Raw genomic sequence first — 25,989 nt, forward strand, 5'->3', positions numbered from 1 at the left:
CCTTATCGACCGGCCGGACTGGCACCCGCGCCGGCTGCTGCGCCGGAGCCGGCGGCAGCAACGGCGTCGGCCGCACTCTTTTCAACAAGCCACACCATGAGCGCCTTCTGGGCGTGCAGGCGGTTCTCGGCCTCGTCCCACACAACCGACTGCGGGCCGTCGATGACCGACGCGGAAATCTCATAGCCACGGTACGCCGGCAGGCAGTGCAGCACGATGGCGTCGGGGGCGGCCTGGGCGAGCGCGGCGTCGTCGAGCGCGTACTCGGTGAAGAGCTCCAGGCGCGCGGCCTTCTCCTCCTCCTGGCCCATGGACACCCAGGTGTCCGTGACCAGGATGCCGGCCCCGGCCACAGCCTGCGCAACGTCTGTGGTGATCAGCACCGAGCCGCCTGTCTGCGCGGCACGTTCCTGCGCGGCAAGCACCACGGCCTCTGCCGGCAAATACCCGGCAGGTCCCGTGATGCGCACGTGCATACCGGCCGTGACACCGGCGAGCAGGTAGGAGTTGGCCATGTTGTTGGCGGAATCGCCCATGTACGTCATGGTCAGTCCGGCCAGCTCACCCTTGTGCTCCTTGATGGTGAGCAGGTCCGCGAGCAGCTGGCACGGATGGTAATCATCGGAGAGTGCGTTGATGACGGGCACCTTGGAATTGGCGGCCATCTCCTCAAGCCCTGCCTGGGCGTAGGTGCGCCACACGATGGTTGAGACCATGCGTTCAAGCACCTTGGCCGTGTCGGCGACGGATTCCTTGTGGCCGATCTGGGCCTCACCGGGGTTGATGATCAGCGGGTTTCCGCCCAGTGCCGCGACGCCTGCGGCGAAGGAGACACGGGTGCGGGTGGAGGTCTTGTCAAAGATGACAGCCACCGTTTGGGAACCCGAGCCGTCGCCGGCAAAGGTGTTCTTGGAGTACGGCTGTTTTTTCAGCTGCGCCGCGAGGTCCAGGACCTCGGCCTGCTCGGCCGGGGTCAGGTCGGTGTCGACGAGGAAGTGGCGAGTCATCAGGAATTTCCTTCCGATTGGTGCGCGGCAAGTGCCGTGGCGAGCAGTGCCGGGAGCGCTGCGATAAAAGTTTGCGCCTGCTCGGCCGTCAGGTTCAGCGGCGGGGCAAGGCGGACGGTGTTGGGGCGGGGCGCATTGACGATGAAGCCGGCATCCAGCGCCGCGCTGACAAGCCCGGCGGCCACGGGCTCGGCGAGGTCAAATCCGATCAGCAGGCCAAACGCCCGCACGTCGGTGACGCCGTCGACCTCGGCGAGGCCCCGGGCGAAGAGGTCGCTGACGGCGCGGACGTTGGCGAGCACGTTCTGGGATTCAAGCACGTGCAGGGTGGCAAGGGCAGCGGCGGTGGCCACGGGGTTTCCGCCGAAGGTTGTGCCGTGCTGGCCGGCGCTGAGCAGTTGTGAGGCCCTCTCACCGAAGGTGACGATGGCGCCGATCGGGAAACCGCCGCCGAGCCCCTTGGCCAGCGTCATCGCGTCGGGCGTGATGCCCGCGGCGATGCCGGCAAACCAGTTGCCCGTGCGGCCCACCCCTGTCTGGACCTCGTCCAGGATCAGCAGGGCGCCGTGTTCGGTGGCCAGATCGCGCGCGGCCTGCAGGTACTCGGCGGAGAGCGGCCGGACGCCTGCTTCGCCCTGGATGGGTTCGATGACGAGCGCCGCAACGGTGCTGTCCATGGCCTGGCGCAGGGCATCGATGTCGTTGAAGGGGAGGTGCCGCACGCCGGCGGGCATGGGCTCGAACGGTTCGCGGTAGGCCTGCTTGGCCGTCAGGGCCAGGGCGCCCATGGTGCGGCCGTGGAAGCCGCCCTCGAGGGCCAAAATGGTGGGCCGTTCCTTGCCGCCGTGGGCACGGGCCAGCTTGAAGGCAGCCTCGTTGGCCTCGGTGCCGGAGTTGGCGAAGAACACCTTGGACCCGGCCGGGGCCTGGCACAAATCAAGCAGTTTTTCCGCAAGGGCAATCTGCGTGGGGCTCGTGAAGAAGTTCGACACGTGCCCCAGGGTTGCCAGCTGGCTGGCGATCACGGAGGTGACGAAGGGGTGGGCGTGGCCCAGTGCGTTCACGGCGATGCCACCGAGCAGGTCGAGGTATTCCTTGCCGTCGGCGTCCCAGACCAGGGCGCCGGCGCCGCGCACCAGGACCCGCTGCGGGCTGCCGAAGACGCCCATGAGCGCGTTGTTGTAGCGCCCAAGCCACTGTTCGCTGGTTCCGGTGCCTGTCACGGCCGCGGCGTTTGCGTTGTTCAAATCCAGGCTTGCGCCGTCGGCTTGCTCAGTCATCAGTTTTGGTCCTCGTCCGGGAAAATTTGCGTCCCATTGCCTTCGAAAGTCATCAATTCAAGCAGCACCGAGTGGGCGCTGCGCCCATCCACGACGGCGGCACGCCCCACACCGCCGTCGACCGCGGCAAGGCACGCGCCCATTTTCGGGATCATGCCCGATTCCAGCGATGGCAGCATTGCACGCAGCGCGTTGGCGCTCAGCTCGCTCAGCAGCGATGACTTGTCGGGCCAGTTCGCGTAGAGGCCTTCGACGTCGGTCAGGATCACCATGCGTGAGGCACCCAGCGCCACGGCCAGGGCTGCCGCGGCGGTGTCGGCGTTGACGTTCAGCACGGTGGAGGCGTCCCCAACCTCCGGCGCCACGGTCGAGATGACGGGGATCCGCCCGGCCTCCAACAGGTCAAGGATCGCGCCGGGGTTCACGCCCACTACCTCACCGACGAGGCCAAGGTCAACGGGCAGCCCGTCGACAATGGTGCCCGTGCGCTTGGCCTGCAGCAGGGCGCCATCCTCCCCGGAGAGCCCCACGGCGTACGGGCCGTGTTCGTTGATCAGGCCAACAAGCTCGCGGCCCACCTGGCCCGTCAGCACCATCCGCACAACGTCCATGGCCTCTGGGGTGGTGACGCGCAGGCCGCCCTTGAACTCGCTCTTGATGTCCAGGCGCTTGAGCATGGCGTTGATCTGCGGGCCGCCGCCGTGCACCACCACGGGCTTGATGCCCACGTGGTGCATGAACACGATGTCCTCGGCGAAGGCGCGGCGCAGCTCGTCGTTGATCATGGCGTTTCCGCCGTACTTGACCACCACCACCGTGTTGGCCAGTTGCTTGATCCAGGGCAGCGCCTCAATCAGCGTGCCGGCCTTGTCCTGCGCGGTTTCCACCGAAGTCATCATGTTTTCCTTCAAAGTCGTTGTGTACTGCCTGGGTGCGGTCCTGCGGCGTCGGTTGCCCCTCGCGAGCAGTAGGATTTTGCTGCTCGCGACCTCGCTGGCACAATCCATCCTCGCTCCGGGGCCGCCGGCGGCGCCGGCGCCGCCGGCCAGGATACCCCGGGGTTACGACGAGTAGGCGCTGTTTTCTTCGACGTAGGCGTGGGTCAGGTCGTTGGTCCAAATCGTGGCTGAGGCGTCTCCGGCGTTGAGGTCGATCTCGACGGTGACCTCGCGCGGTGTCAGGTCGACCAGGTCACGGGAGTCCCCGATGCAGCCGTTGCGGCAGATCTGGACGCCGTTGATGCTGACGTTGATCTTGTCGGGGTCAAAGACGGCGTCGGTGGTGCCCACGGAGGCCAGCACGCGGCCCCAGTTCGGATCGTTGCCGAAAATGGCGGTCTTAAACAGGTTGGAGCGGGCTACGGAGCGTGAGACCACTTCGGCGTCGCGTTCACTGTCGGCATTCTTAGTGGTGATGGCGATGTCATGGCTGGCGCCCTCGGCGTCGGCAATCAAGTCCCGGGCCAGCGTGGCGCAGACCTGGGTGAGACCTGCAGTGAACTCATCCAAGTCGGGGAACGCCGTGGAGGCACCCGAGGCCATGAGCAGCACGGTGTCATTGGTTGACATGCAGCCGTCGGCGTCAGTCCGGTTGAAGGTGACGCGGACGGCGTCGCGCAGGGCCGAATCCAGGCCCTCGGCACCGACTCCCGCATCGGTGGTGACGACCACCAGCATCGTGGCAAGGCCCGGGGCCAGCATGCCGGCACCCTTGGCCATGCCGCCAATGGTGTAGCTGAGCCCGTCGCCGTTGGGCGACGAGGTCCAGACCGCCTGCTTCGGGACAGTGTCGGTGGTCATGATCGCCGTGGCGGCGGCAGCTCCGCCGTCGTCAGCAAGAGCTGCCGCCGCGGCATCGACACCCGGCAGGATCTTATCCATGGGAAGCTGCTCGCCGATCAGGCCGGTGGAGCATACTGCAATATCTGTCGCTGACAGGCCAAGAACCGCCGCGACCTTCTCGGCCGTGGCGTGCGTGTTCTGGAAACCCTCCGGACCTGTGCACGCATTGGCACCGCCGGAGTTCAGGACGACGGCGTCCACCCGGCCATCGCTGAGCACCTGGCGGGACCAGTGGATGGGGGCCGCAGCGACCCGGTTTGTGGTGAAGACTGCGGCCGCACTGCGCTGCGGGCCATCGTTGACGATCAGGGCAAGGTCAGGATTACCTGATGTTTTCAGGCCGGCCGTGATACCTGCGGCGCGGAATCCTCGTGGTGTTGTCACGCTCATGGTGCTACTCCTTGGAAGGTCAGGCCAGTGGTTTCGGGCAGGCCGAGGGCGATATTCATTGACTGCACTGCGCCGCCGGCCGTCCCCTTGGTGAGGTTGTCGATGGCACAGCAAACAACCACGCGGTTGACGTGGGCGTCATAGGCGATCTGCAAGGCCGCATAGTTGGAGCCTTGGACCGACTTGGTGGAGGGCCACTGACCCTCAGGGAGAAGCCGTACAAAGGGCTCTTCGGCATAGGCCTCTTCCCAGATCTCGCGCATCGCCGCACCAGGATCCTCGAGCGCGGCAAACTCAGCAGAGACCTTAGCCGTGGCTGTGGTCAGGATGCCACGGCTCATGGGCGCCAGCGTGGGGGTGAAGGATACCTTTACCTCCAGGCCTGACGCGTTCGAGAGACCCTGTTCAATTTCGGGCGTGTGGCGATGGCCGCCACCCACGCCGTAGGGGCTCATGGAACCCATGACCTCGGAGCCGATCAGGTTGATCTTGGCCGCCTTGCCGGCGCCGGAGGTGCCGGAGGCTGCCACAATCACGACGTCGTCGGGCACCAGGGCGCCGGCGGCGAAGCCAGGCATCAATGCCAGCAGGGAACTTGTGGGGTAGCAGCCGGGAACGGCGACACGCTTGGCGCCGCGCAGCTTCTCGCGGTGGCCGGGGAGTTCGGGCAGCCCGTAGGGCCAGGTGCCCGCGTGTTCGGAGCCGTAGAACTTTTCCCACGCGGTGGCATCCTCGAGGCGGTGATCGGCCCCGGCGTCGATGACAAGGGTGCTTTTGGGCAGCTGGGCTGCGATCGCCGCTGAGGCGCCGTGCGGAAGTGCCAGGAACACGACGTCGTGCCCGGAAAGGTTTTCCACCGTGGTGTCGACAAGGACGCGGTCGGCCAGGGCATGCAGGTTGGGGGCCAGGCTGCCCAGCCGGGAACCGGCGTTGCTGTGGGCGGTGATGGCACCAATGGTCACTTCGGGGTGGCTGGCCAGCAGGCGCAGCACTTCTCCCCCGGCATATCCGCTGGCTCCGGAGACGGCTACTGAGATTGTCATATGTTGACTATACAGCAATATTATTCATTGTTACCGATATTTATGCATTTGATGACTTCGCGTTCCAGGCCCACCTTATGATGAGGGTAAGCAATGCAGCTTCCAACGATTTGGAGTCACTGATGACCGAACAATGCAACGCCATCGTCGCCACTGCACCCGGCGGGCCCGAGGTTCTGCAGCTCACCCGAGTGCCAATTCCCGTCCCCGGCCCCGGTGAGGTGTTGGTGAAGATTGCCGCGGTGGGCGTGAATTTCATTGAAAGCTACCAGCGCTCAGGCATTTATCCGGTCCCGTTCCCTTTCACTCCCGGTGCCGAGGCAGCCGGAACCATCCTCTCCTTGGGACCCGGGGTGAAGTCCTTTGACGTAGGCGATCGCGTGGCCACCGCCGAAGGCATTGGCTGCTACGCCGAATACGCCATTTTTCCGGCCGACAAGGCGTTGCCGGTGCCCGCGGGCGTGCCGTTGGATGTTGCCGCGGCACTGCCCCTGCAGGGCATGACAGCGCATTACCTGATGAATTCCACCTACCATGTTGAACCGGGACAGAACGTTCTGGTGCATGCAGGGGCAGGCGGCGTTGGACTGCTGTTGACCCAAATGCTCAAGGAACGCGAGGCCAGGGTCATCACCACGGTGTCAACGGATGAGAAGGAAGAGCTCTCCCGGGCAGCCGGTGCTGACGACGTGCTGCGCTACGCTGATTTCGCCGCGACAGTTCGCGAGCTCACCGATGGTGATGGAGTCGACGTGGTGTACGACGGCGTTGGGAAGGACACCTTCGACGGCTCGTTAGCGTCGTTGCGCACCCGGGGCACACTCGTCTTGTTTGGCGGCGCGTCAGGTCAGGTCCCGCCGTTCGATCTCCAACGGCTCAACGCGGGCGGCTCCCTGACGGTGGTCCGACCCAAGCTCGGAGACTACCTGCTCAACGCCAAGGAACGCCTGTGGCGTTCAACGTCAGTGTTTGATGCTGCAGCATCCGGCCACCTGGCGGCGAGGATCGGTGCGCGCTTCCCGCTGGCCGAGGCCGGTTCGGCGCACACAGCCCTTCAGGGTCGGGTCACAACGGGCAAGGTCATCCTGGAACCATAGGCGTACCGCGACGGGCCAGGGCCGACTCTGCTGATACGGACACATCCCGGGCAGTTTCCTGTCCCATAATGCATAAGGCAATATGGACTGTCCCATTCCAAACGGCCATTTCTGTGCAACATAGCTGGGACTTATCGCCTCAGTACCAAGCAGTCCGCCTCAGCCGTTATGGTGAAGCCATGATGCAACCTGCCGCTGCGACCGAGTCCCGTCCGATCTGGCACAGAACCATTGGCGCAGCAGTCGTCTCCGCTGCCTCACTGTGGCTCACTTGGACAGCCCAACAATTACCGATGACCTGCCCGGCCATCTATCCGGCACCAGCCAGCTGCAGCCCGGATGCCCGCTTCAGTCCCGCAGTTTGGGGAACTGTTGTCATCATCAGTCTTTTCTCTGCATTGTTAGCAGCCAGTGCCGTGATTCGACCAGAACTAAAAGTAGTTGTCATGCGATGGCTCATGGCAGCGCTGGGTGTCGCTGCAGTTGTTGTTCCCCTATGGACTCTGGGTTCCTCCGGCTTCAGCCTGTAAATAACCAGAATTCCCACTCAAGGCTCCTCGGACCACGAGCTACGGGAAATGATTGAAATAACCGGTTCGGGCGAGGCCGGAATCAGGCGGGTTCTGCCTGGCTGTCCTCCCGGCGGGATTCCCAGCGGCGCAGCAGCAGGGCAATCAGCACCGCAACAACAAAACCAACCACCGTGAACAGCACCCGCTCCACGGTGAGTTCGAAGCCACGCTCGGCGTCGCCGAGGGAGGCGAAAATCAAGAGCATGGGTGTCAGCGCCAGCGTCTGCATCAAATACGCCCCTCCCATGGTGTACCAAACGAGCATGAACAGGCAGAGAACCGCAACAACCACGGCGGCCCACAGGGGCAGGAAGATGACAACGAGGAGGGCGAAAACAGCTCCCAGCAGCGTTCCCAGAATTCGCCCGTTGAGCGTCGCCCTCCGCTGGTTAGGCAAGGGGCGCAGGGCCATCAATACGGTGACAGCTATCCAGTAGCCGTGCGGGATGTTATTCGATAACGTCCAATACATGACAGCTGCACAGAGCAGGCCCACCACAATGCCGTGCTCCCAGGCGACGGCCTTGGCCACAGGCTGGACAGGTGCCTGGAACTTGAGCAGTTTGGTGATCAGCGTACCTACGGCGCCACCGACAACGATCCATACAGCGGCCTGCCACCACGAAAGATCGATAGGGCCTGGACCAAACAAGATGACAAGAATGGGCGCAAGTGACAGCAACCCGGCCGATCGCTGGTTGGTCAGCGCGGAGATGATGGCTGAGATAAAGAGCAGGACGGCGATGGCCCACGGGGTCTCGCCTGCGTAGGAGGCAAGAGAGCCAAGTGCAGCACCGATCAGCACAAGAACTGCTGTCTGACGGGGTGTGCTGATGGGTGAAACGGCCATGCCGAGTCCCATGGCAATGCCAAATCCCATGCCTGCGGCGGGGCCTACAAGGACGCTCACCAATGCCGAGGGCACCAAAAGCGCCACCAGCAGTTTAAGGGTTGTGGGCAAGGTACCCGGTTGTGGGCGGCTAAAAAATGCCATGACGTTGTTCATGCCCTTTCAAAAAAGTCAGCAGCTCGGCCTGTTCGAACGTTCCGTCGCCGGAACGGCCCAGCCGGGCATGAAACCAACACTAGCCTTCACAGCGGGCAAGTCCATGGCCCTCGGAGCACTTTTCGCTTGTGGCACGATGTACGCGCCGGCATCCATCCACCTGCTACACACGGGCATTTCCGTGGCGCGGCACCCCACCAGTACCTCGACCCGGCGCAGCACTCCCTTGGCCGGATTACACCGACCGTTCGCTGGCACCCGGGTGGGATCCGCCGACGTGCTTCCTATCACGCAAGGCCAACAGCAGGCTGGCTGCGGTCTCGGGATCCCCAACCGTGACGGCGAACTGTTTGTGGGCTGTGGTGGTCACGATCAGGCCGGGTCCTGCTCCCATCACGACGGCGGACCGGCCGGGCATGACGCGGTAGCCCCAGCCGCCCCATTCGACAGGGCGAATTTCGGCGACCTCAACGGAGACAATGTCATCAAGGCGGATGCGTTTGAGCGGAATCCGGCCCAGGGTGGAGACAATGCGCAGGCCGCGCCAGTCGACAGTCACGTGCATGTGTGCGATCAAGGCAACCAGGATGGCGCTCAACAGCATGGCCCCGCTGCCGATCCAGGCGCTGGAAAGATCACCCTCGGTGAATGCGGGGATGAAAAAGGCACCCATTGAAACCAGGAGAACCGCTGGCAACCAGAGCAGCGTTTTTGACGTGATGGTGCGCGACCAGGCCCCGGCCTCCTGCTCCCCCAGTGGCATACGGCGCTCGAATTCCGTGGTCGTGAACTTCGGCTTGGGCGCGATGAAATACGGGATGGCGCCGAACAGGAAGGACGCCACCAATGCTGCGAGCCACCACCCCAGGATCGCATCTTCGGCGCTACCGGCGCGGAGGGTCAAACCGGCTGAGATGAGCCAGGTGGCCGCACCCATGCCCGAGATCATCCCAGCGAATCCCAGTGTTCCGCGCAAAATTGCTGGGCGCAGGCCGCTGAAGAAGGCTGCGACAAGTCCACTCACAGCGGGAATGCCCGTCAGCAATAATGCTACGGTGAGCGTCGCCCCGGTGCTCATGAAGTCATCAGGCCTGCCGGTTCCGGACCAGTGTGAGGCAAGTTCGGCCGGAAGTATATCGCGCCATGCGAACCAACTCACGCCGACGACTACCAGCGGCAGAATCCCCGCAATAGCTGCACCGATCCGGCGCGTGGCACTGGTCCTTTGCTGTACCTCAGTCATGCTTGTGCAACTCCCCCAATCAATCGCACAATGTCCTGCTGGTTCATGCCCAGCTTGCGCGCTTCGTCCATTAGTTGTTGAGCCAATTCCGTGATGCGGACAAGTCCGGGGCCGGCATCGTGACGCACGAAGGCCCCCCGACCCTGGCGCATCTCGATGATGCCTTCATCGCGAAGCGTCTTGTAGGCGCGAAGCACCGTGTGCATGTTGACCTTTAGCGCAGTGGCGAGGTCCCGCGCAGGCGGCAGGCGCTCCCCCGGCAGTAGGGCTCCATCCACGACGCCGGAGCGCACCTGGATAGCAATCTGATCCGCGAGGGACAATGGCGACGTCGCATCAACACGGAATAACATGTTTGCAATCCTACTATAACAATGCGAAGACTATGAACGCGCCGACAGGCAGTGCCAAAAAAGCCGCCATGTGGGATCGTTCTCTTATGAGAGAGCTTGAGAGTGGCGCCCTTCAATTGCAGAAGTCTTCCGGCGCGAACGGTTACGTGATTCCGCTGGGCAGCACGTACGCCGTCCTCGACCCGGGCATGTGGTTCGGTGCGAAGGCCGTCATTGGAGAGTTGGCCACCGCCGGAATCCTCGGATCGGTGGGCCACATCCTGTTGACCCACTATGACCTGGACCATGCAGGGGCCGCCCTGGCCCTGGCAAACGAGACGGGTGCTCAGCTGTGGATCGGGCGCGCCGATGCGGACATCCTGGCGGGGCGCCGTCCGCCAGGGTCGCCCGGGCGGCGGATCACGTCCCGTTTCATGCGGCCAAAGCTCCCCGACAACGCACTTTACATCGAGAAGGACGCCCGTTTCCCCGACTCCATCACCGCCATTCCCACGCCCGGACACACGCCGGGGCATTTCGCGTTTTCCTGGGAGCGGACGATCTTTTGCGGAGACGCAGCCAGGGTGCAGCCCGGAGGGGACATGAAGGAGTTCATCCCCTTCCTGAACACGGACAGGCCACTGGCACGGGCGTCGATGCAGATCCTTGAGGCGCTCGACGTCGACTGGGTCTGCCCCGGCCACGGCAGGGTCACCCGTAAGCTCTAGCGCCGCGCCTTAAACAGGTGACCCGCAGTCAACGGCGAAAAACTCACGGAAATCGTGAATTTTCGCCGTTGACTGCAGGTCACTTGGTAGGCCACGCTCCCGCGGGAGTCGTGGCCGGCGGCGGGGATCAGCGCTGGGTGGCGCCGAACCTTTCGGCGGCAAGGTCGACGGCGGACGCACGCGCCGCCGACGCCTGATCTGCCGTCAGGGTCCTGTCTGCCGCGCGAAAGCGCAGCCCGAACGCCAGCGACTTCCGGCCCTCGGGAATGCCGGTGCCCTGGTAGACGTCGAACAAGGCAACGTCCTCAAGCAGTTCGCCGGCGCCTTCGCGCAGGGTTTCCAAAACAGCTTGTGCAGGAATCTCCTCGGGAACCACCAGGGCAACGTCCTGGGTCGCGACGGGGAAGGTGGAGATCGGCTTGGCCACGATGACGTCGGCAGCAGCGGCAAACACGGCGTCGGCGTTGATCTCCATGGCGACGGTGCGTGCCGGCATATTCAGTTCTGCCAGCAGCTTCGGATGAAGCTCGCCGGCGTAGCCGACAACGTCGCCGTTGCGCAGCGCCAAGGCGGCGGCGCGTCCCGGGTGGAACGCCTGGTGTGCGCCCTGCGAAACGACCAGTTCAACACCAACAACCTCTGCCACCAGGTGGGCGGCGTCAATCGCGTCGGCCCAGTCCCATGCATGCGGCGTGTGTGCCGGTGCTGCGGGGGAATCCTTGCCCGTGAAGACGGCGCCGATGGTCAGCGGCTGGTACGGAATCCCGTCGTACAGGGAGTCAAGCACCTCATCCGACGGCTTGGCACCCAGCGGCGGGATCGAGGCGGTCCCCAGGGTGTCCGATGGCAGGAACACCAGACCCGACTCAAACAGTGCGAGGTCGTGGAAGCCGCGTGAGTGGTTGCGCTTGGCAATCTCAATCAGGCCCGGCAACATCGAGGTCCGCAGGAAGCCGAATTCCTCGCTCAGCGGGTTGGCCAGCTTGATGGCCGGACGTGTGGCCCCAGCCTCGGCCACGCCGAATGTGTCGTTGGACGCCTTGGACACGAACGGGTAGGCCAGGATCTCGGTCAGACCGAAATCGGCCAGCGCCTGGACCGTGCGGCGGCGCTGCTGCTGGACGCGCGTGTAGCCGCGGCCCGGAGGTGCCGTAGGAAGGGTCGAGGGGATCAAGTCGTAGCCGACAAGGCGGGCCACTTCCTCCGTCAGGTCTTCCTTGGTGAGAAGGTCGTGACGCCAGCTCGGGGCCGAGACGGAATATCCGCCGTCGACCTTTTCAACCAAGGCGCCCAGGTCCGTCAGCGAACCCATGATCTGGGCCTGCGTGAACTCGATGCCGATGCGGGCCGAGGTGAATCCCGACGGCAGAAACACAGGAGCCGGCACGACGGGGCTGCCAACATCTGTGGAGGAGGTCTCCTCGGTGCCGCCGGCCAATTCAACCAGGAGGTCGACGGCGCGCTGGGCGGCAATGTCGGCGACGGCGTAATCCACGCCGCGCTCGAAGCGCTTTGACGCCTCGGAGGGCAGCTTGTGGCGGCGGCGTGAACGGGCAATCGAGACTTCCTCGAAGTGCGCTGCCTCGACCAGCACGGTCGTGGTGGCGGAGGTGACCTCGGTGGAGGCACCGCCCATGACGCCGGCGATGCCAATGGGACCGGAGCCGTCGGTGATCAGGAGGTCCTCGACGTCGAGCGTGCGCACCTTCCCGTCGAGGGTTTCCAGGGTTTCACCGGCTGCCGCGCGGCGCACAACGATGCCGCCGGCGAGCTTGTCGGCGTCGTAGAAGTGCAGCGGCTGGCCAAGCTCCACCATGACGTAGTTGGAGATGTCAACGGCAAGGGAGATGGAGCGGATGCCGGCCAGGCGCAGGCGTGCGGACATCCACGCCGGAGTTGGCGCAGCGGCGGTGACTCCGCTGACGGTGCGGGCCACAAAGCGATCGCAGCCGGGGTTGCCGTAGATCGGCGCCTCATCGGCAAGGCTGACGTGGAAGCCGGCGCCTGTCGAGGGGGAAACCGTAACCCGCGATGCCGGATCGGTGAAGACGCTGTCAGTGGCGTGTGCGTATTCGCGGGCAACGCCGCGGATGCTGAACGCGTAGCCGCGGTCAGGGGTGACGTTGATTTCGGCTGCTTCGTCGTCCAGGCCCAGCAGGGCCAGCGCGTCGGTGCCCAGTTCCGGGTCAAGGCCCAAGGTGGAGAGCACCAGGATGCCGTCGTGGTCATCTCCTATGCCCAGCTCGCGCACGGAGGCGATCATGCCCGCCGAAACGTGGCCGTAGGTCGTCCGGGGTGTGATGCGGAAGTCGCCGGGCAGCACTGCTCCGGGAAGGGTGACAACAACCTTGTCCCCCACCTCGAAGTTGTGCGCACCGCAAACGATGCCCTGCACACCTGAGGGGTCAATGCCGTCAATGTCCAGGGGCTGCGCTGCACCTTCGGGCACCACACGCACGGAGCACCAGTTGATGGTCTTGCCGTTGGACTGCGCCTCGGGCTCCTTGGAGAGAACCTGGCCCACCACGATGGGACCGCTGATCTCATCGAGGGGACGGTGCACGCCCTCCTCTTCGAAGCCAACCTTGACGAGTTCGTTCATTACATCTTCGGCTGTTGCGCCAGCCGGTACCTGCGCGTACTCGCGCAGCCAAGTCAGTGGAATACGCACCGCTTAGATCTCCATCCCAAAGTGTTCGCTAAATCGTACGTCGCCCTCGATCATGTCGTGCATGTCGCCCACTTCGTTGCGGAACATCAGCGCACGCTCAATGCCCATGCCAAAGGCAAAACCTGAGTATTCATCCGGGTCAATGCCGGCGGCGCGGAGCACGTTCGGGTTGACCATGCCGCAGCCGCCCCATTCGATCCAGCGCGGGCCGCCCTTGGCACCTGGGTGCCAGATGTCCAGCTCGGCGGAGGGCTCGGTGAAGGGGAAGAAGTTGGGACGGATCCGCACCTTGGCTTCCTCGCCGAACATCTGCCGGGTGAAGTGCTCTAGCGTGCCCACCAAATCTGCCATGGACAGGTTCTTGTCGATGGCCAGGCCCTCGAACTGGTGGAACACGGGTGTGTGCGTGGCGTCGAGCTCGTCGGTGCGGAACACCTTGCCCGGGCACAGCACGTAGATGGGCACCTCGCGTTCCAGCATGGAGCGGACCTGCACCGGTGAGGTGTGCGTGCGCATGAGCAGGTGGGCCTCGGGTGGCTCCACGAAGAACGTGTCCTGCATTTCGCGTGCCGGGTGGTCGGGGGCGAAGTTCAGCGCGTCAAAGTTGAACCACTCGGATTCCACTTCGGGTCCCTCGGCGATTTCCCAACCCATGCCCACGAAGATGTCGCAGACGCGGTCCTGCAGGGTGGAGAGGGGATGTCGGGCACCGGCGCGACGGCGGCGCGGAGCCGCGGTGACGTCAACGGTTTCCTCGACCAGGATGCGCGCGGCGTCCTCGGCCTCGAGCACCTCTGTACGGGCGGCAAGTGCCTTGGCGACACGGCCGCGCGAGGCGCCCATGATCTTGCCGGCTGCGGCCTTGAATTCCTTGGCGAGTCCGCCGATTTCACGGTTGGCAAGGCTCAGCGGCGACTTTTCGCCGGTGTGCGCCAGGCGCGCGGCCTTCAGTTCATCCAGTGTTGACGCGGCGGCAATGGCTGCGAGCGCGTTCTCGACGGCTGCACCAATGGCGGCTTCGTCGAGCGGATCTGGGACCGTTGCCGGTTTTGTGGTTGGTTCGGGCATCTCGGCCGTCGTGGGGGGCATCTCAGACATCTACAGTTTTTACCTAAGCTCGTGTGCGAGTAAGCGGCGGGGTAGCTCCTCCCGCCGAGTCCAGTCTAGTTGACAGCGCCTGCGTGTTTTGTCTCCGCCGGTCCCCCGTGCCGCCGACTCTTTGGCCGTTGCAGCGCCCATGCCCGCATCCGCCTTGCTACGCTGTCGCTCATGGGCTTCTTCCCGCCATTCGGCGCTTCACGCACGACGCCGGCCTGCCGCCTTGCGCTGCTTGCCTCCCCTGCGCTGGTGTCTGGCGGGTGCACCCTGCGCGTGCGCGCCGTGGCCAATGCCGTCAACCTGTCCACGGCGGCAGGGCTGCTGCTTGCCGGGTTGACACGCACACGGGTTGAAAAGGGTCCGCAGGGGCTGGTGTTTGGCACAAACTACAAGCCAAGGCTCCCCCTCGCCGGAGCATTCACTGTGGGCAATGTGGTGTTCTACCGGGCCGGGCGGGCCTTCATCGACTCCCGCCCGGACCTGCTTGAACACGAAGCACGCCATGCCACCCAGTACGCGTGGTGCCTTGGCCTGCCCTTCCTCCCGCTCTACGCGGCCTGCGCAGCATATTCCTGGTGGCGAACCGGCGATCCCGGCAGCAGGAACTTCTTCGAGCGCAATGCGGGGTTGGCCCTTGGTGGTTACCGCGAGCTGCCAACGATCACCCGGCTGCCCCGGCTCAGGAACTTTCTTGCCCGCCCTCCGTTGAATCCATCATCACGTTCAGACATACCTAGGGAAGGGATCCGCCCATGACCGATCACGAGAACTGCATTACAGTCACCGGCCAGGGCACCGTTCAGGCCGCCCCAGACTTCTTTAACATCAACATTGGCATTGAGGCTGCCCAACCCACGGTGCGCGAGGCCTACGCGAAGGCCAGCGACGCCATGAACGCCGTCAATGCCACGCTGCTCTCGCTTGGTGTGGCCAGGGACGTCATCAGTTCCTCCTCCCTTGACGTCAGGGCCGACACACGCTGGCAGGAAGGCACGGGATCGGTGGTCACCGGCTATACGGTCTCGAGCACGTTGACTGTGGCGCTGCGCTACGACCAGGGTGCCCAGGACGTCATTGCGGCCGTCGTGGATACGGGGAACAACTCAGTGCGCCTGAACGGACTGTCCCCCGTCCTTTCCGATCCGGCCCCCGCCCAGGATGCGGCGCGGGCGCTCGCCTGGGCCGATGCCCTGCGGGCCGCCGGACTCTACGCGTCCCTGGCCGGGCGATCTCTGGGGGCTGTGCGCTGCGTCAGCGAGGGCACGGTCCACGACGCCGTCCCGCGCCCCATGATGGCCCGCGCCGCCTTGACCACGGACAGCGCCATGTCCATCGAGCCCGGCCAAAGCAATGTCACGCTTTCCGTCAAGGTGACGTGGCAGCTGGTCTAGGGAAAACGGCTCGTGCGGCACCCAACCCGGGTGCCGCACCAACCGGTTCTTCTTAGCTGGAATCCCTTCGGGAACGCCTTAGGGCACGACGATCTCGCGCTTGAGGATCTTTCCGGTGGGCCCCTTGGGCAGGGCGTCAAGGATGATGACCTTGCGGGGGTACTTGTAGGCCGCAACCCTGGCCTTGACGAACTCCTGGATGTCGGCTGCGAGCGCTTCCGGGTCCTCCGCCCCCACGGCTCCTGGCCTGAGCGCAACCGCAGCGCAGACCTCTTCGCCATGGACGTCGTCGGGCCTTCCAATGACCGCGGCCTCGGCCACGGCGGGGTGTTCGTATAGGACTTCCTCCACCTCGCGCGGGTAGATGTTGTAGCCGCCGCGCAGGATCATGTCCTTCTTGCGGTCGACGATGAAGAACACGCCGTCCTCGTCTTTGCGGCCAAGGTCGCCTGTGAAGAACCAGCCGTCCTTGATGGCAGCGGCCGTGGCGTCGGGGTTTTGCCAGTAGCCCTTCATGATGAAGCCGCCGGATGCGACGATCTCGCCCACGGTGCCGGCTTCGACGTCGTTGCCGGCGTCGTCGACGATTTTCAGCTCGGCCCCAGCCACGACCGTGCCGATGGACCCCGCCTTGCGGATGCCGTCCACCTGGTTGAAGCAGATGACGGGGGAGGTTTCGGACAGTCCGTAGCCTTCAAGGAGCGTGGCTTCGAAGCGGCTTTCAAATTCATGCAGGATCTCCACGGGCAGCGCGGATCCGCCGGAGGCTGCCACGCGCAGGCTGGAGACGTCGTAGTTCTCCCGGCCGGGTGCCCGCAGCAGGGCGATGTACATGGTGGGCACACCCTCAAAGATGGTGACCTTGTCGCGCTGGATGATTTCAAGTGCCTTGACCGGATCGAATTTGGGCAGGATTGTCACGGTTGCCCCGCCCAGCACGGCGGCATTCAGGGCGCAGGTCTGGCCAAAGACGTGGAAGAACGGCAGCCCGCCAAAAAGGACGTCGCTTGCCTCGATGCTGAACAGGCTTACCGACAACTCGGCGTTGCTCAGCAGGTTTCCATGGGTGAGCTCGGCCCCCTTGGGCTTGCCCGTGGTGCCGGAGGTGTAAAGAATGACGGCGGTGTCGTCCTTTTGCGCGGCGGCAACCTCCGTGATGGCCTCACTGTGGGCCAGGAGGGCCATGATGTCCGCATTGATGGGAATGACGTCGGTTCCTGTGGCTGCCGCTGCCCCCTGGACTTCACCCATGACCCCTTCCCAGGCGAAGGCCAACGTGGCGCCGGAATCGGTGAGGTGGTATTCAATTTCACGGGACTTCAACAGCGGGTTCAGCGGCACCACGACGGCCCCGTAGCGCAGGATTCCATAGTAGATCGGCGGCATTTGGGGGATGTTGGGCGAGATCAGGGCCACCCTGTCCCCCGCTTTTACCCCGTGCGCCGCCAGCAGCCCGGCCACCTTCGAGCCGAGCGTCTCCAAGGCACCGTAGGAAATCTCAATGTCATCCATCTTGATGGCAACCGCAGCAGGGTTTCGCCGCGCAGATGCGCCAACAATGGTGGCCAGGTTCGTCATGTCTGCTCCTTTGTGCGGGGGCCGCCTTGCACCGGCCGCCGGGGCACCGTCGCCCCATGACTCAACCCTAACGCCACATGACGTGATTTCCGCCACATGACTACCGGCGGGTAACAAGCGTCCGCGTATCGGCGCATTGCCCTGAATTAGAATATATGTTCCAATAAAGTCATGCGGTGGACAAGTCAGCAACTCAACCAGCCTCTTTTTGCACAACAGCCAGCCCCGGACACACCGGCTGTGCCCTTGCTGCCGCTGGCAGGACTGGTAAAAAGCGTCCAGACGCCCGAGTTCGCCGGCATCACCTTCCATGAGGTTCTTGCAAAGTCAGCGCTGAACAAGGTGCCGCCCAGCTCGACCATGCCGTTCGAGTGGACGGTCAACCCCTACCGTGGCTGCTCCCATGCCTGCGTCTACTGCTTTGCGCGCAAGAGCCACACATACCTCGACTTCGATTCCGGCGTGGACTTTGATTCCCAGGTCGTGGTGAAGGTAAATGTGGCCCAGGTGCTGCGCAAAGAACTTCTCAAGCCATCCTGGCAGCGCCACCACGTGGCGCTGGGGACCAACACCGACCCCTACCAGCGCGCCGAGGGACGCTACCGGCTCATGCCCGGAATCATAGCTGCCCTTGCCGATTCAGGCACCCCGTTTTCCATCCTGACCAAGGGCACGCTGCTGGCGCGTGACATCGGGCTGCTGCGCACCGCCGGGGAGAGCGTGAGTGTGGGCATGGGAATTTCATTGGCCTTGGTGGATGAAGGGCTGGCGCAGGCCATCGAACCGGGGACGCCCTCACCCAAGGCGCGCCTGGCCCTGATCAGCAAATTGCGCGAGGCAAATCTGCCCTGCGGCGTCATGGCCATGCCCATCCTGCCCTGGCTCACGGACTCGGAGGAAGCCCTTGATGCGCTCTTCGGCGCGCTTGCCCATGCCGGAGCAACGGGGGTCAGTGCCGGGGCGCTGTACCTGCGCCCTGGAACCCGTGAGTGGTTCATGCAGTGGCTGGCCCGCGAGCACCCCTCACTGGTGGGGCGCTACCAGCGGCTGTACGGACCGGGCGCCTACGCCTCCAAAGAATACCGCCAGTGGCTTTCGGTGCGGGTGAACGAAGCAAAGTCCCGCCACGGCTTCACCTCCGAGGGTTTCATTCACGACGCCCGCCGGGAGGAGGCCCAATACCCAGCGGGCAGCATGCCGACAACGGTCACTCCGGGGACAGGCAGTACAACCGGGACCGGCATTCGTCGCATCCCCCTGCACGGTGGCTCACTGCGCAAAAAGGCGGGAACCCCCGTGGGGACTCCCGCCTCTTCAAGTCTTGCTCCGACCTTGTTCTAACCGCGTCAAGGCCTGCCTATCATGCTGTGTGGCTTATCCGCTCTTGCGGCGGAACTCGCGCTTGTGGGCTGCTGCTCCGTGGGACGCATTGATCTTTGCGCCTCCCGTTGCCGTCACGCTGCCGTGCTGCTGGTTCTTCTTGTTTTCCAGGGCCTGGCGAAACTTTTCCTTCGTTTCGTCGCTGGCCCCGGTGGTGGCTTGTTCGTCGTGGTTCTCACTCGTCATGGCACAACCTCCTTGGGGTCTACTGCACCCAGTCTGGCACAGGGAGGCGGAATTTCAACACCCCGCAGGGCCCATTCTTCCCCGACCGCTATCCTTTGTCCCCGGGGGCCGTGGTCAAGGCAATGAGCGCGTGCACGATGGGAAGGTCAGCCGGGATCCACTCAAGCGCGAGGATTTCCTGCCCCGCAAGGTCCACCCACAGCAGCGTGTCGTGGTCCTGAAGCGGCTCGGGCGTACCGTCCGTCACCCGGCCCAGCCACACGCGCATGCCGGCGCCGGCATTCAGTGGCCAGCCGCCCGGCGTCGGACCTTCAAGTTCGGCACCCAGTGCAGCCGTGACCCCCAACTCCTCAACCAATTCCCGCAGCAGGGCCTGCTGGGCCGACTCGCCGGGTTCGATCTTGCCGCCGGGGAACTCCCACATGCCGGCATATTCCGGCGGGGCGGTCCGTCTGGCCGCCAGCAGCCTCTCCGGTCGCTCAAGGGAATCCACCAGGGCCGCGCCCACTATTTGTTTTATCCGCGTCACCTGCCCAGTCTAGGGCGAACTAGACTGGGGACAGCATCTTCATGCCCGACCGAGCGGCCTGCGCCCAGGACGTCTACACCGCCCGCCCAGCATTGTGCGGCCGCACAGAATTCGCTCCCTTTCGAAAGTCATACATGTCCCTGCTTAAAAAACAGCGCACTGCCACGACCGCCGCGTCCCCCAATGTGGTGGCCTGGGCCATCTTGTCCCTGGCCATTGGCGGGTTTGGCATCGGCACCACGGAATTCGCCATGATGGGCCTGCTGCCTAACGTCGCCGAGGGCGTGGGCGTCAACGAGCCGACGGCCGGCCACGTGATTTCCGCGTACGCTCTTGGCGTGGTCGTCGGCGCCCCGCTGTTGGTCGCCATCGGGGCCAAAATGCCGCGCAAGGCACTGGCGCTTGCCCTGATGGGCCTGTTCACAGTGGGCAACCTGCTGTCGGTTTTCGCCCAGGACTACCCAACCCTGCTTGTCACCCGCTTCATCGCGGGCCTGCCGCACGGCGCGTTCTTTGGTGTGGCTGCCGTGCTGGCGGCCTCCCTGGTGGCTCCGAGCAAACGTGGCCGGGCAATCTCCATGGTCATGATGGGACTTTCGGTGGCCAACGTCCTCGGCGTGCCGTTGGCTACCTTTGTGGGGCAGCAGTTTGGCTGGCGCTGGCTGTTCGTTTTCGTCTGCATCATTGGCGTCGTCACCATCGTGTGCGTTTCCATTTTTGTCCCTGCACAAAAGGCGCATCCCGAGGCCGGCCTGCGCAGGGAACTCAGCGCCCTGCGCCGCGGCCAGGTGTGGCTGACACTGCTGGTGGGCGTCGTCGGCTTCGGCGGTTTCTTCGCCGTGTACACGTACGTGGCAAGCACCATGACGGACGTTGCAGGCTTCGCTGCCAGCTTCCTGCCTCTCATTGTCGGCCTGTACGGCGTGGGAATGGTCGCCGGAAGCTACGTGGGAGGGCGGATGGCCGACTGGTCTGTCATGGGCAGCATCTACGCCATGATGGGCTTCATTGCCGTCGTGCTTGTCATCTACGCCGCCACTGTCCACATCCAATGGATGGCACTGCTGATGATCTTTGTCATTGGCGCTTCCGGGTCCATGCTGGTTCCCTCGCTGCAGACACGACTACTCGATGTTTCCCCCGGCGCGCCAACGCTGGCATCCTCGCTGAACCACTCTGCCCTGAACATGGCCAATGCCCTCGGGGCCTTCGTCGGCGGACTCGTCATCACCTGGGGCTGGGGGTTCACCGCCCCGGCGCTGGTGGGTGCCGCGCTTGCGGTTCTGGGTCTGGGCATTGCACTGCTCAGCGGCCTGCTGGACAAGATCGGCGGCAGGCGAGCCGCACAGGAGGGCGCCCGCTGACTGCCCCCCAGGCCTGAACCCCGTCCCCCGCTTCAGCACTGAGGGCGGGGTTTTTTGCATCCGCAGCGGTGTGGAGGCAGGTCCCAGATGCCGGTGCCACTGTGTTGGGCGCCCCGTCCACTTAGGGCACGGCGTTACCCCGCGCGGCGCTGTGCCCGGGCGCTGGCGTACAGGCAGACGGTGGCGGCGGTGCCAAGGTTCAAGGACTCCGCAGACCCGTACACGGGCACGGCCACCCGGTGGTCGGCCAGCGCCTTTTCCTCACCGGCCAGGCCCTGCGCCTCGTTGCCAAAGAGCCACAGGGTGGGGCTCTCCAGGGCGTACGTGGAATCGGGGATTTCCTGGTCGAAGGCGCGGGCGGCGCTTTCATCCTGCAGCATGTCAAGGTTCAGCTGGCCGTAGCCGTCGGCGGCAAGGATGCCCACCCCGGCTGCCTTGGCAGCGGCAACAACCTCGCCGACGTCGGCTCCGAGCACAACGGGCAGGTGGAACAGGGAACCTGCCGTTGACCGCACGGCTTTGGGGTTGTAGATGTCAACGCTTGACTGGGAGAAGATCACGGCGTCCGCCCCGGCTGCGTCGGCGGCGCGAAGGACGGTGCCGGCATTTCCGGGATCCTGCACACGGCAGAGCATGGCGATAAGCTTCGGCTTCGCGGCCAGAACCTCAGTCAGAGGGACGTCCACGAAGTTGCACACGGCAAGAATGCCCTGGGGGTTCACCGTGTCCGTCATGGCGGACAGGACAAGCTCGCTGGCAATCCTGACCTGCAGCCGCTGCCCTGGAGCTGATGCGGCGTCCATCAGCTCGGGGTACCTCTTGAGGCATTCAACCGTTGCGTAGAGCTCAGCGACAACCGGCGTCCCACCGGCTGCAAGGCATTCGCGGTGTGCCCGCAACGCCTCACGGACAGCTTGCGGCCCCTCGGCAAGGAACTGCCGGCGCTTTAAACGGCCCGAGCGCCCAACCAGCTTGGCAACATCCCTCACTCGATCTGCTCGAGGGTTGGTCATTGCTTCTGCTGGCGGGCGCCCGGGTTCACTCATGCTTAGGACTTTATCAGCCACCGCACACGAACAAGGAACCGGAGGGTTCCTCGGGAAAAACTGGAATTACTTTACTGCCGGAGCTGAGGTGTCAGCGGGCAGTGCAGCCTTGGCGATGTTCACCAGAGCGGCGAAAGCACCGGCGTCGTTGACGGCCAGGTCGGCCAGCATGCGACGGTCAACCTCGATCTCAGCAGCCTTCAGGCCCTGGATCAAGCGGTTGTAGGTCAGGCCGTTGGCGCGTGATGCAGCGTTGATGCGCTGGATCCAGAGGCGACGGAAGTCACCCTTGCGCTTGCGGCGGTCGCCGTAGCTGTACACAAACGAGTGCAGCAGCTGCTCTTTGGCCTTACGGTACAGGCGTGAACGCTGTCCGCGGTAACCCTTTGCGCGCTCAAGAACAACCCGACGCTTTTTGTGGGCGTTTACAGCCCTCTTCACACGTGCCACGTGCGTACTCCTTCAAGTTTAAAGATCCCAAGCCAATCATGCCAGGGAAGGCTTTGATGAAACGGTGATCGCCCCGAAATGGGATTCACACCAAATTGACTTGCGAAATTAGATGCCGAGCATCTTCTTGATGTTGCGCACATCTGCCTTGGCGACCAGGAGGTCACCCTTGAGGCGGCGCTTCAAGCTGGAAGGCTTGTGCTCCAGGTAGTGGCGGCGGTTGGCCTGCTGGCGGCGCAGCTTACCGGAACCGGTCAGCTTGAATCGCTTCTTCGCACCACTGTGTGTCTTCATTTTAGGCATGAGGACCTGTCTCCTTACGTATCCACCGGCGCTGCCTGTGGTTCTCTTGCAGCGACTGGTTGGGTCACTGTGTGGGTGTATTCACCGCTGAAAAGGTGAAACCTTATTCAGCCGAGCTGGGGGTTTCGGCCGCCGGTGCGCTCTTTTCGGGAGCGGACTTGGCGGCCGGCTTTGCTGCAGCCTTGGGGGCCGGCTTCGTTGCGGGCTTCGCAACTGCAGGCTTGGCCATCGGCTTCGGCATGGGGATGGGCTTGGCGGCGACCGGCTTCGGCGCTGCCACAGGCTTGGGTGCAACGGCCGGCTTCACTGCGGCCTTGGCAACAGGTGCCTTGGCTGCGGGGGCCTGTGCTGCGGCTGCCTTGGCGGGAGCCTTTGCAGGTACGACGGCGGGAGCCGGCTTCTCGGCCGGGGCCGCCTTGGGTGCAACAACCGGTGCGGGTGCTTCCACAACGGGCGCTGCCTCTGCGGCGGGCGCCTCAACAACAAGGTCGGCAACCGGAGCGGCCGTCTCGAGAGCAACGTCGGCGGCCGGAGCCGCGGCGTCGTCACCCAGGTGCAGTCCGTCAGGGAGCAGGTCGGCCAATGACTGGGTCATGGGCGCCTTGTTGTCGCGGTCAACATCAACGCGGGCAGTGCCATTGGCAACTGCCTCGTTGTGGGCCTTCGCGTCGGCACGCTGCTGGTTGCGGCGGGCTTCAGCCTTGGCTTCGGCCTTGTTCTTCAACGGACCGATGACCATGACCATGTTGCGGCCGTCAATGCGGGGGCTCGACTCGATGATGCCGACCTCGGCCACATCCTCGGCGAACTTCTGCAGGAGACGGATGCCCATTTCGGGGCGCTGCTGCTCACGGCCGCGGAACTGGATCATGGCCTTGACCTTGTCACCGGTACCGAGGAAGCGCAGTGCATGTCCGCGCTTGGTCTCGTAGTCGTGCTTGTCGATTTTGAGGCGGAAACGAATTTCCTTCAAAACAGTGTTGGTCTGGTTCTTGCGGGCTTCACGAGCCTTGACGGCGGCTTCGTACTTGTACTTGCCGAAGTCCATCAGTTTGCACACCGGCGGCTTGGCCGTCGGTGCTACCTCAACCAGATCCAAGTCGGACTCGGCTGCCAAACGAAGGGCATCCTCAATGCGGACGATACCAACCTGTTCGCCTGCCGGCCCAACCAACCGCACCTCTGGGACGCGGATTCGATCATTGATGCGTGGCTCGCTAATGTGTAGCTCCTGTTGCATAAGAAGGGGTGAGTACCACCAGCAACGAAGAAGGCCCCCAGTTGCTGATGCAATGGAGGCCTCAAATAATCGGCGCGGCACCCCCGTCAAAGGGATTTGCCTGCCTTCCCCAAGGGAAAGGCGCCGACCTGAACCAGACAACGCCATGAAGGGTCGAAAGGTGGGAGAGGACTCCACTTGCAAACCCGGTGCGATCACGTTCGTTGGCCCTGTGACTTTCGTCTTTAGGACACACGATAAATAACAGCATCGAGTCGGTCTGTGACAAGCTTAGCAGTATGAGTACCCCAGATAATAATTCGGACACCCGCAACACGTTTCAGGCAGCCCCGGAGGAAGTCTTGACGGACACCCAGGCCTCCTCCGCGGTGCGTGACATCGCTGAAGTTCCGGCCATTGAAGTCATTACGACGGCGGCCGTCCACCTCATGAGCGCAGCCGCAGTCAAGTGCGGACTTGCCGCCGGCCCCGACGCCGAGGAGCTCAAGGACCTGGACGAGGCCCGCAAGCTGATCACCGCCCTTGCCGGCTTCGTCACTGCCGCAGCACCGGAAATCGGCAGCCAGCACGCCGGACCGTTGCGCGACGGCCTGCGTTCACTCCAGCTGGCGTTCCGCGAGGCATCGACCATCCAGGATGCTCCGGGCAAGGGCCCGGGCGAGAAATTCACCGGAGCAGTCAACTAAAAACCGCTCCGCCACTGGCCTTCACCAGCGGCGGAGCGGTTTTTTTGCTGGCCACAGCTGCGAGCCCCACACCCAGGCGACTGCCCACCGTCCGTTCCGGCGGTTCTTGCTGTTGGGCCCTACACGGGGTCGGGCTCGCCCAAAAGGTCATCAAAGTCACGGGAATTTTCGGCGCGCTGCGATCCACCGAGGTTTTCAACGCCGTCGGAGAATCCCCTGCCACCATTGACCCGCAGCGCGGCAGCGGAACTTCGACGGCGCCACACAGCCACGGCGAGCAGGCCGACGATGGCCAACACACCGCAGATCAGTCCAACGATCGCAAACCCGGCCCACGGGCCAATTCCGTCGATCACGGCACCGGCAAAGGGCGAGCCCATGGCGCTGCCGATTGTCATCGACGAGCCGTACCACCCCATGGCCTCGCCGCGGCGCTTCTCATTGACCAGGTCCGCAATGTGTTCGGCGCTGGAGGTCAGCACCGGTGCGCATACCAGGCCGGGCAGGATGGAGAGCAGACCCAGCTGCCACGCATTCGTGGCGAAGCCCATGGGAATGATCAGGATTGCCATGGCCATCAGCAGCCACAGCGGGTTGATTGAGCGCTTCAGTGCGCCGTAGATGATGCCGCCGACAATTGAGGCGCCGCACCAGAACAAGAACACGATGCCGAGGTCGCCAACCTGATCGTTGTAACGCATGACGGCGACCATGCCAACATTGGTTCCAGCCAGGACCAGGCCGGCACCCAGGGATGTTCCCAGGATGGCAAGCACGGCAATGTTGACCCAGCGCAGGTTGTGCCGGGAGCTGCCCCACAGCTTGGCGATGGGATTTTTGCCGCTGAGATCGGGGGCCGGCCTGTCCTCAACAGGATCCACCGGATTCACTTCCGGGGCGCCGACGGCAACAAAGGAACCCTTCTGCCCCGTTCGCGTCGGGGGGTTGAACACCATCAGGAAGACGCCCGCCATGGACGCGGAAACACCGATGATGACAAGGCCGACCACAGTGTGGGTGGTGGTGGCAAGCATGACGCCTGCGGCCGGGCCGACCATGAAGGTGAGTTCCCCGCCCATTGAATCCAGAGCATAGGCCGTGCGCCGTTGTTCCTGGGGAACCATCACACTCAGGGCCTGGCGGACAACGGAGAAGATGGGGACGGCGAAGATGCCGCCAATGACAGCTGCAACAACGAGCAGCTGGAAATTCAGGAAGGGTGCCACGCTCCAGACAGCCGCCTCGGCAACAATGGAGGGCACCAGGGCCCGGCGAAGGCCGTGGATGTCAACCACCCGGCCGCGCCAAGGCGCCCCGAAGGCCATGCCAATGGTGATGGCTGCCGCGACGAGGCCGGCGGAGGCATAGCTGAGCTTCATGGTTTCCACTACATGCAGTGTCAACAGCACGCCGGCGGCTGCGTGCGGTATGCGTGCAAACATGGCGACAATCAGAAGCCTGCGCACAGGTCCGACCGCGAGGATTTCGCGGTAGGCGGCAAAATTCACGTTGGAACTACTCTCTCTTG

General features: G+C 64.1%; 26 protein-coding genes. 8 read left to right on the forward strand and 18 right to left on the reverse strand.

The window, feature by feature from the left end; all coding sequences use genetic code 11:
• Positions 1-2 precede the first annotated feature (2 nt).
• The 5 genes from argF to argC all read right to left on the reverse strand — a co-directional run bounded on the left by argF (position 3) and on the right by argC (position 5,561).
• On the reverse strand, positions 3-1,007 hold the full coding sequence (gene argF / locus AAGW05_RS06900; RefSeq protein WP_411803756.1) for an ornithine carbamoyltransferase: 1,005 nt from the start codon (positions 1,005-1,007) through the stop codon (positions 3-5).
• Positions 1,007-2,287 (reverse strand): acetylornithine transaminase, encoded by a 1,281-nt coding sequence (locus AAGW05_RS06905; RefSeq protein WP_411803757.1) that lies wholly within the window; start codon positions 2,285-2,287, stop codon positions 1,007-1,009. Before AAGW05_RS06905 ends, argF begins: the two co-directional genes overlap by 1 nt.
• Positions 2,287-3,183, reverse strand: a complete 897-nt coding sequence (gene argB / locus AAGW05_RS06910; RefSeq protein WP_411803758.1) for an acetylglutamate kinase — start codon at positions 3,181-3,183, stop codon at positions 2,287-2,289. The genes AAGW05_RS06905 and argB overlap by 1 nt, the downstream gene beginning before the upstream one ends.
• A gap of 165 nt (positions 3,184-3,348) precedes the next feature.
• Positions 3,349-4,518 carry a bifunctional glutamate N-acetyltransferase/amino-acid acetyltransferase ArgJ gene (gene argJ, locus AAGW05_RS06915; RefSeq protein WP_411803759.1) on the reverse strand — a complete coding sequence of 390 codons (1,170 nt, stop codon included), beginning with the start codon at positions 4,516-4,518 and terminating at the stop codon, positions 3,349-3,351.
• Positions 4,515-5,561 (reverse strand): N-acetyl-gamma-glutamyl-phosphate reductase, encoded by a 1,047-nt coding sequence (gene argC, locus AAGW05_RS06920; RefSeq protein WP_411803760.1) that lies wholly within the window; start codon positions 5,559-5,561, stop codon positions 4,515-4,517. Before argC ends, argJ begins: the two co-directional genes overlap by 4 nt.
• 122 nt (positions 5,562-5,683) lie before the next feature.
• Between argC and AAGW05_RS06925 the strand changes: the two genes are divergently transcribed.
• Together AAGW05_RS06925 and AAGW05_RS06930 are read left to right on the forward strand one after the other, a co-directional pair.
• Complete coding sequence (locus tag AAGW05_RS06925) at positions 5,684-6,658, forward strand: quinone oxidoreductase family protein (RefSeq protein WP_411803761.1); 975 nt, start codon at positions 5,684-5,686, stop codon at positions 6,656-6,658.
• A gap of 179 nt (positions 6,659-6,837) precedes the next feature.
• On the forward strand, positions 6,838-7,188 hold the full coding sequence (locus AAGW05_RS06930) for a hypothetical protein (RefSeq protein ID WP_411803762.1): 351 nt from the start codon (positions 6,838-6,840) through the stop codon (positions 7,186-7,188).
• Positions 7,189-7,270: 82 nt separating this feature from the next.
• Here the strand turns inward: AAGW05_RS06930 and AAGW05_RS06935 are convergent, their stop codons facing one another.
• The 3 genes from AAGW05_RS06935 to AAGW05_RS06945 all read right to left on the reverse strand — a co-directional run bounded on the left by AAGW05_RS06935 (position 7,271) and on the right by AAGW05_RS06945 (position 9,832).
• Positions 7,271-8,224 (reverse strand): FUSC family protein, encoded by a 954-nt coding sequence (locus AAGW05_RS06935; RefSeq protein ID WP_411803764.1) that lies wholly within the window; start codon positions 8,222-8,224, stop codon positions 7,271-7,273.
• Positions 8,225-8,471: 247 nt separating this feature from the next.
• A complete protein-coding gene (locus AAGW05_RS06940; protein ID WP_411803765.1) occupies positions 8,472-9,479 on the reverse strand; it encodes a hypothetical protein in 1,008 nt (335 codons plus the stop codon).
• Complete coding sequence (locus AAGW05_RS06945; protein ID WP_411803766.1) at positions 9,476-9,832, reverse strand: GntR family transcriptional regulator; 357 nt, start codon at positions 9,830-9,832, stop codon at positions 9,476-9,478. Before AAGW05_RS06945 ends, AAGW05_RS06940 begins: the two co-directional genes overlap by 4 nt.
• An 86-nt stretch (positions 9,833-9,918) precedes the next feature.
• Between AAGW05_RS06945 and AAGW05_RS06950 the strand changes: the two genes are divergently transcribed.
• The gene (locus AAGW05_RS06950; protein ID WP_411803768.1) at positions 9,919-10,539 is read left to right on the forward strand and encodes an MBL fold metallo-hydrolase; all 621 of its coding nucleotides are present in this window, start codon (positions 9,919-9,921) and stop codon (positions 10,537-10,539) included.
• A gap of 127 nt (positions 10,540-10,666) precedes the next feature.
• On the opposite strand, the gene pheT is transcribed toward AAGW05_RS06950, so the two are convergent.
• Positions 10,667-13,210, reverse strand: coding sequence for a phenylalanine--tRNA ligase subunit beta (gene pheT, locus AAGW05_RS06955; protein WP_411803770.1), 2,544 nt, complete (start codon positions 13,208-13,210; stop codon positions 10,667-10,669).
• A gap of 3 nt (positions 13,211-13,213) precedes the next feature.
• Entirely contained in the window at positions 13,214-14,308 is a 1,095-nt protein-coding gene (gene pheS / locus AAGW05_RS06960) for a phenylalanine--tRNA ligase subunit alpha (RefSeq protein ID WP_411803771.1), read from the reverse strand.
• Between the two features lie 171 nt (positions 14,309-14,479).
• Here pheS and AAGW05_RS06965 point away from each other — a divergent pair, with 171 nt between their 5' ends.
• On the forward strand, positions 14,480-15,064 hold the full coding sequence (locus AAGW05_RS06965; protein ID WP_411803772.1) for a hypothetical protein: 585 nt from the start codon (positions 14,480-14,482) through the stop codon (positions 15,062-15,064).
• Entirely contained in the window at positions 15,061-15,699 is a 639-nt protein-coding gene (locus tag AAGW05_RS06970; RefSeq protein ID WP_411803774.1) for an SIMPL domain-containing protein, read from the forward strand. Before AAGW05_RS06965 ends, AAGW05_RS06970 begins: the two co-directional genes overlap by 4 nt.
• Positions 15,700-15,777: 78 nt before the next feature.
• On the opposite strand, the gene AAGW05_RS06975 is transcribed toward AAGW05_RS06970, so the two are convergent.
• Complete coding sequence (locus AAGW05_RS06975) at positions 15,778-17,277, reverse strand: long-chain-fatty-acid--CoA ligase (protein ID WP_411803775.1); 1,500 nt, start codon at positions 17,275-17,277, stop codon at positions 15,778-15,780.
• Positions 17,278-17,448: 171 nt separating this feature from the next.
• On the opposite strand from AAGW05_RS06975, the gene AAGW05_RS06980 reads away from it, so the two are divergent.
• The gene (locus AAGW05_RS06980; RefSeq protein ID WP_411803776.1) at positions 17,449-18,618 is read left to right on the forward strand and encodes an Rv2578c family radical SAM protein; all 1,170 of its coding nucleotides are present in this window, start codon (positions 17,449-17,451) and stop codon (positions 18,616-18,618) included.
• 33 nt (positions 18,619-18,651) lie between these two features.
• Here the strand turns inward: AAGW05_RS06980 and AAGW05_RS06985 are convergent, their stop codons facing one another.
• Positions 18,652-18,843: a DUF5302 domain-containing protein gene (locus AAGW05_RS06985; protein WP_411803777.1), complete on the reverse strand. Its 192-nt coding sequence runs from the start codon at positions 18,841-18,843 to the stop codon at positions 18,652-18,654.
• An 88-nt stretch (positions 18,844-18,931) separates the two neighbouring features.
• Entirely contained in the window at positions 18,932-19,372 is a 441-nt protein-coding gene (locus tag AAGW05_RS06990) for a (deoxy)nucleoside triphosphate pyrophosphohydrolase (RefSeq protein WP_411803778.1), read from the reverse strand.
• Between the two features lie 134 nt (positions 19,373-19,506).
• Between AAGW05_RS06990 and AAGW05_RS06995 the strand changes: the two genes are divergently transcribed.
• Positions 19,507-20,736: an MFS transporter gene (locus tag AAGW05_RS06995; RefSeq protein ID WP_411803936.1), complete on the forward strand. Its 1,230-nt coding sequence runs from the start codon at positions 19,507-19,509 to the stop codon at positions 20,734-20,736.
• A 134-nt stretch (positions 20,737-20,870) separates the two neighbouring features.
• Here the strand turns inward: AAGW05_RS06995 and AAGW05_RS07000 are convergent, their stop codons facing one another.
• The 4 genes from AAGW05_RS07000 to infC all read right to left on the reverse strand — a co-directional run bounded on the left by AAGW05_RS07000 (position 20,871) and on the right by infC (position 23,775).
• Positions 20,871-21,782, reverse strand: a complete 912-nt coding sequence (locus AAGW05_RS07000; protein ID WP_411803779.1) for a TrmH family RNA methyltransferase — start codon at positions 21,780-21,782, stop codon at positions 20,871-20,873.
• Between the two features lie 66 nt (positions 21,783-21,848).
• Complete coding sequence (gene rplT, locus AAGW05_RS07005; protein WP_411803780.1) at positions 21,849-22,232, reverse strand: 50S ribosomal protein L20; 384 nt, start codon at positions 22,230-22,232, stop codon at positions 21,849-21,851.
• A gap of 108 nt (positions 22,233-22,340) precedes the next feature.
• Complete coding sequence (gene rpmI, locus AAGW05_RS07010; protein ID WP_038467906.1) at positions 22,341-22,535, reverse strand: 50S ribosomal protein L35; 195 nt, start codon at positions 22,533-22,535, stop codon at positions 22,341-22,343.
• Between the two features lie 103 nt (positions 22,536-22,638).
• On the reverse strand, positions 22,639-23,775 hold the full coding sequence (gene infC / locus AAGW05_RS07015) for a translation initiation factor IF-3 (RefSeq protein WP_411803781.1): 1,137 nt from the start codon (positions 23,773-23,775) through the stop codon (positions 22,639-22,641).
• A gap of 278 nt (positions 23,776-24,053) precedes the next feature.
• On the opposite strand from infC, the gene AAGW05_RS07020 reads away from it, so the two are divergent.
• Positions 24,054-24,461 (forward strand): DUF1844 domain-containing protein, encoded by a 408-nt coding sequence (locus AAGW05_RS07020; RefSeq protein WP_411803782.1) that lies wholly within the window; start codon positions 24,054-24,056, stop codon positions 24,459-24,461.
• A gap of 119 nt (positions 24,462-24,580) precedes the next feature.
• Here AAGW05_RS07020 and AAGW05_RS07025 read toward each other — a convergent pair whose 3' ends face one another.
• A complete protein-coding gene (locus tag AAGW05_RS07025; RefSeq protein ID WP_411803783.1) occupies positions 24,581-25,969 on the reverse strand; it encodes an MFS transporter in 1,389 nt (462 codons plus the stop codon).
• Positions 25,970-25,989: the final 20 nt, after the last annotated feature.

Source organism: Arthrobacter sp. LAPM80 (assembly GCF_046736435.1).
Classification (GTDB): domain Bacteria; phylum Actinomycetota; class Actinomycetes; order Actinomycetales; family Micrococcaceae; genus Specibacter.

Coding starts and splice junctions, on each gene's coding strand:
- argF (WP_411803756.1), bottom strand. CDS start 1,007: ATGACTCGCCACTTCCTCGTCGACACCGACCTGACCCCGGCCGAGCAG.
- AAGW05_RS06905 (WP_411803757.1), bottom strand. CDS start 2,287: ATGACTGAGCAAGCCGACGGCGCAAGCCTGGATTTGAACAACGCAAAC.
- argB (WP_411803758.1), bottom strand. CDS start 3,183: ATGACTTCGGTGGAAACCGCGCAGGACAAGGCCGGCACGCTGATTGAG.
- argJ (WP_411803759.1), bottom strand. CDS start 4,518: ATGAGCGTGACAACACCACGAGGATTCCGCGCCGCAGGTATCACGGCC.
- argC (WP_411803760.1), bottom strand. CDS start 5,561: ATGACAATCTCAGTAGCCGTCTCCGGAGCCAGCGGATATGCCGGGGGA.
- AAGW05_RS06925 (WP_411803761.1), top strand. CDS start 5,684: ATGACCGAACAATGCAACGCCATCGTCGCCACTGCACCCGGCGGGCCC.
- AAGW05_RS06930 (WP_411803762.1), top strand. CDS start 6,838: ATGATGCAACCTGCCGCTGCGACCGAGTCCCGTCCGATCTGGCACAGA.
- AAGW05_RS06935 (WP_411803764.1), bottom strand. CDS start 8,224: ATGGCATTTTTTAGCCGCCCACAACCGGGTACCTTGCCCACAACCCTT.
- AAGW05_RS06940 (WP_411803765.1), bottom strand. CDS start 9,479: ATGACTGAGGTACAGCAAAGGACCAGTGCCACGCGCCGGATCGGTGCA.
- AAGW05_RS06945 (WP_411803766.1), bottom strand. CDS start 9,832: ATGTTATTCCGTGTTGATGCGACGTCGCCATTGTCCCTCGCGGATCAG.
- AAGW05_RS06950 (WP_411803768.1), top strand. CDS start 9,919: ATGAGAGAGCTTGAGAGTGGCGCCCTTCAATTGCAGAAGTCTTCCGGC.
- pheS (WP_411803771.1), bottom strand. CDS start 14,308: ATGTCTGAGATGCCCCCCACGACGGCCGAGATGCCCGAACCAACCACA.
- AAGW05_RS06965 (WP_411803772.1), top strand. CDS start 14,480: ATGGGCTTCTTCCCGCCATTCGGCGCTTCACGCACGACGCCGGCCTGC.
- AAGW05_RS06970 (WP_411803774.1), top strand. CDS start 15,061: ATGACCGATCACGAGAACTGCATTACAGTCACCGGCCAGGGCACCGTT.
- AAGW05_RS06975 (WP_411803775.1), bottom strand. CDS start 17,277: ATGACGAACCTGGCCACCATTGTTGGCGCATCTGCGCGGCGAAACCCT.
- AAGW05_RS06980 (WP_411803776.1), top strand. CDS start 17,449: ATGCGGTGGACAAGTCAGCAACTCAACCAGCCTCTTTTTGCACAACAG.
- AAGW05_RS06985 (WP_411803777.1), bottom strand. CDS start 18,843: ATGACGAGTGAGAACCACGACGAACAAGCCACCACCGGGGCCAGCGAC.
- AAGW05_RS06995 (WP_411803936.1), top strand. CDS start 19,507: ATGTCCCTGCTTAAAAAACAGCGCACTGCCACGACCGCCGCGTCCCCC.
- AAGW05_RS07000 (WP_411803779.1), bottom strand. CDS start 21,782: ATGAGTGAACCCGGGCGCCCGCCAGCAGAAGCAATGACCAACCCTCGA.
- rpmI (WP_038467906.1), bottom strand. CDS start 22,535: ATGCCTAAAATGAAGACACACAGTGGTGCGAAGAAGCGATTCAAGCTG.
- infC (WP_411803781.1), bottom strand. CDS start 23,775: ATGCAACAGGAGCTACACATTAGCGAGCCACGCATCAATGATCGAATC.
- AAGW05_RS07020 (WP_411803782.1), top strand. CDS start 24,054: ATGAGTACCCCAGATAATAATTCGGACACCCGCAACACGTTTCAGGCA.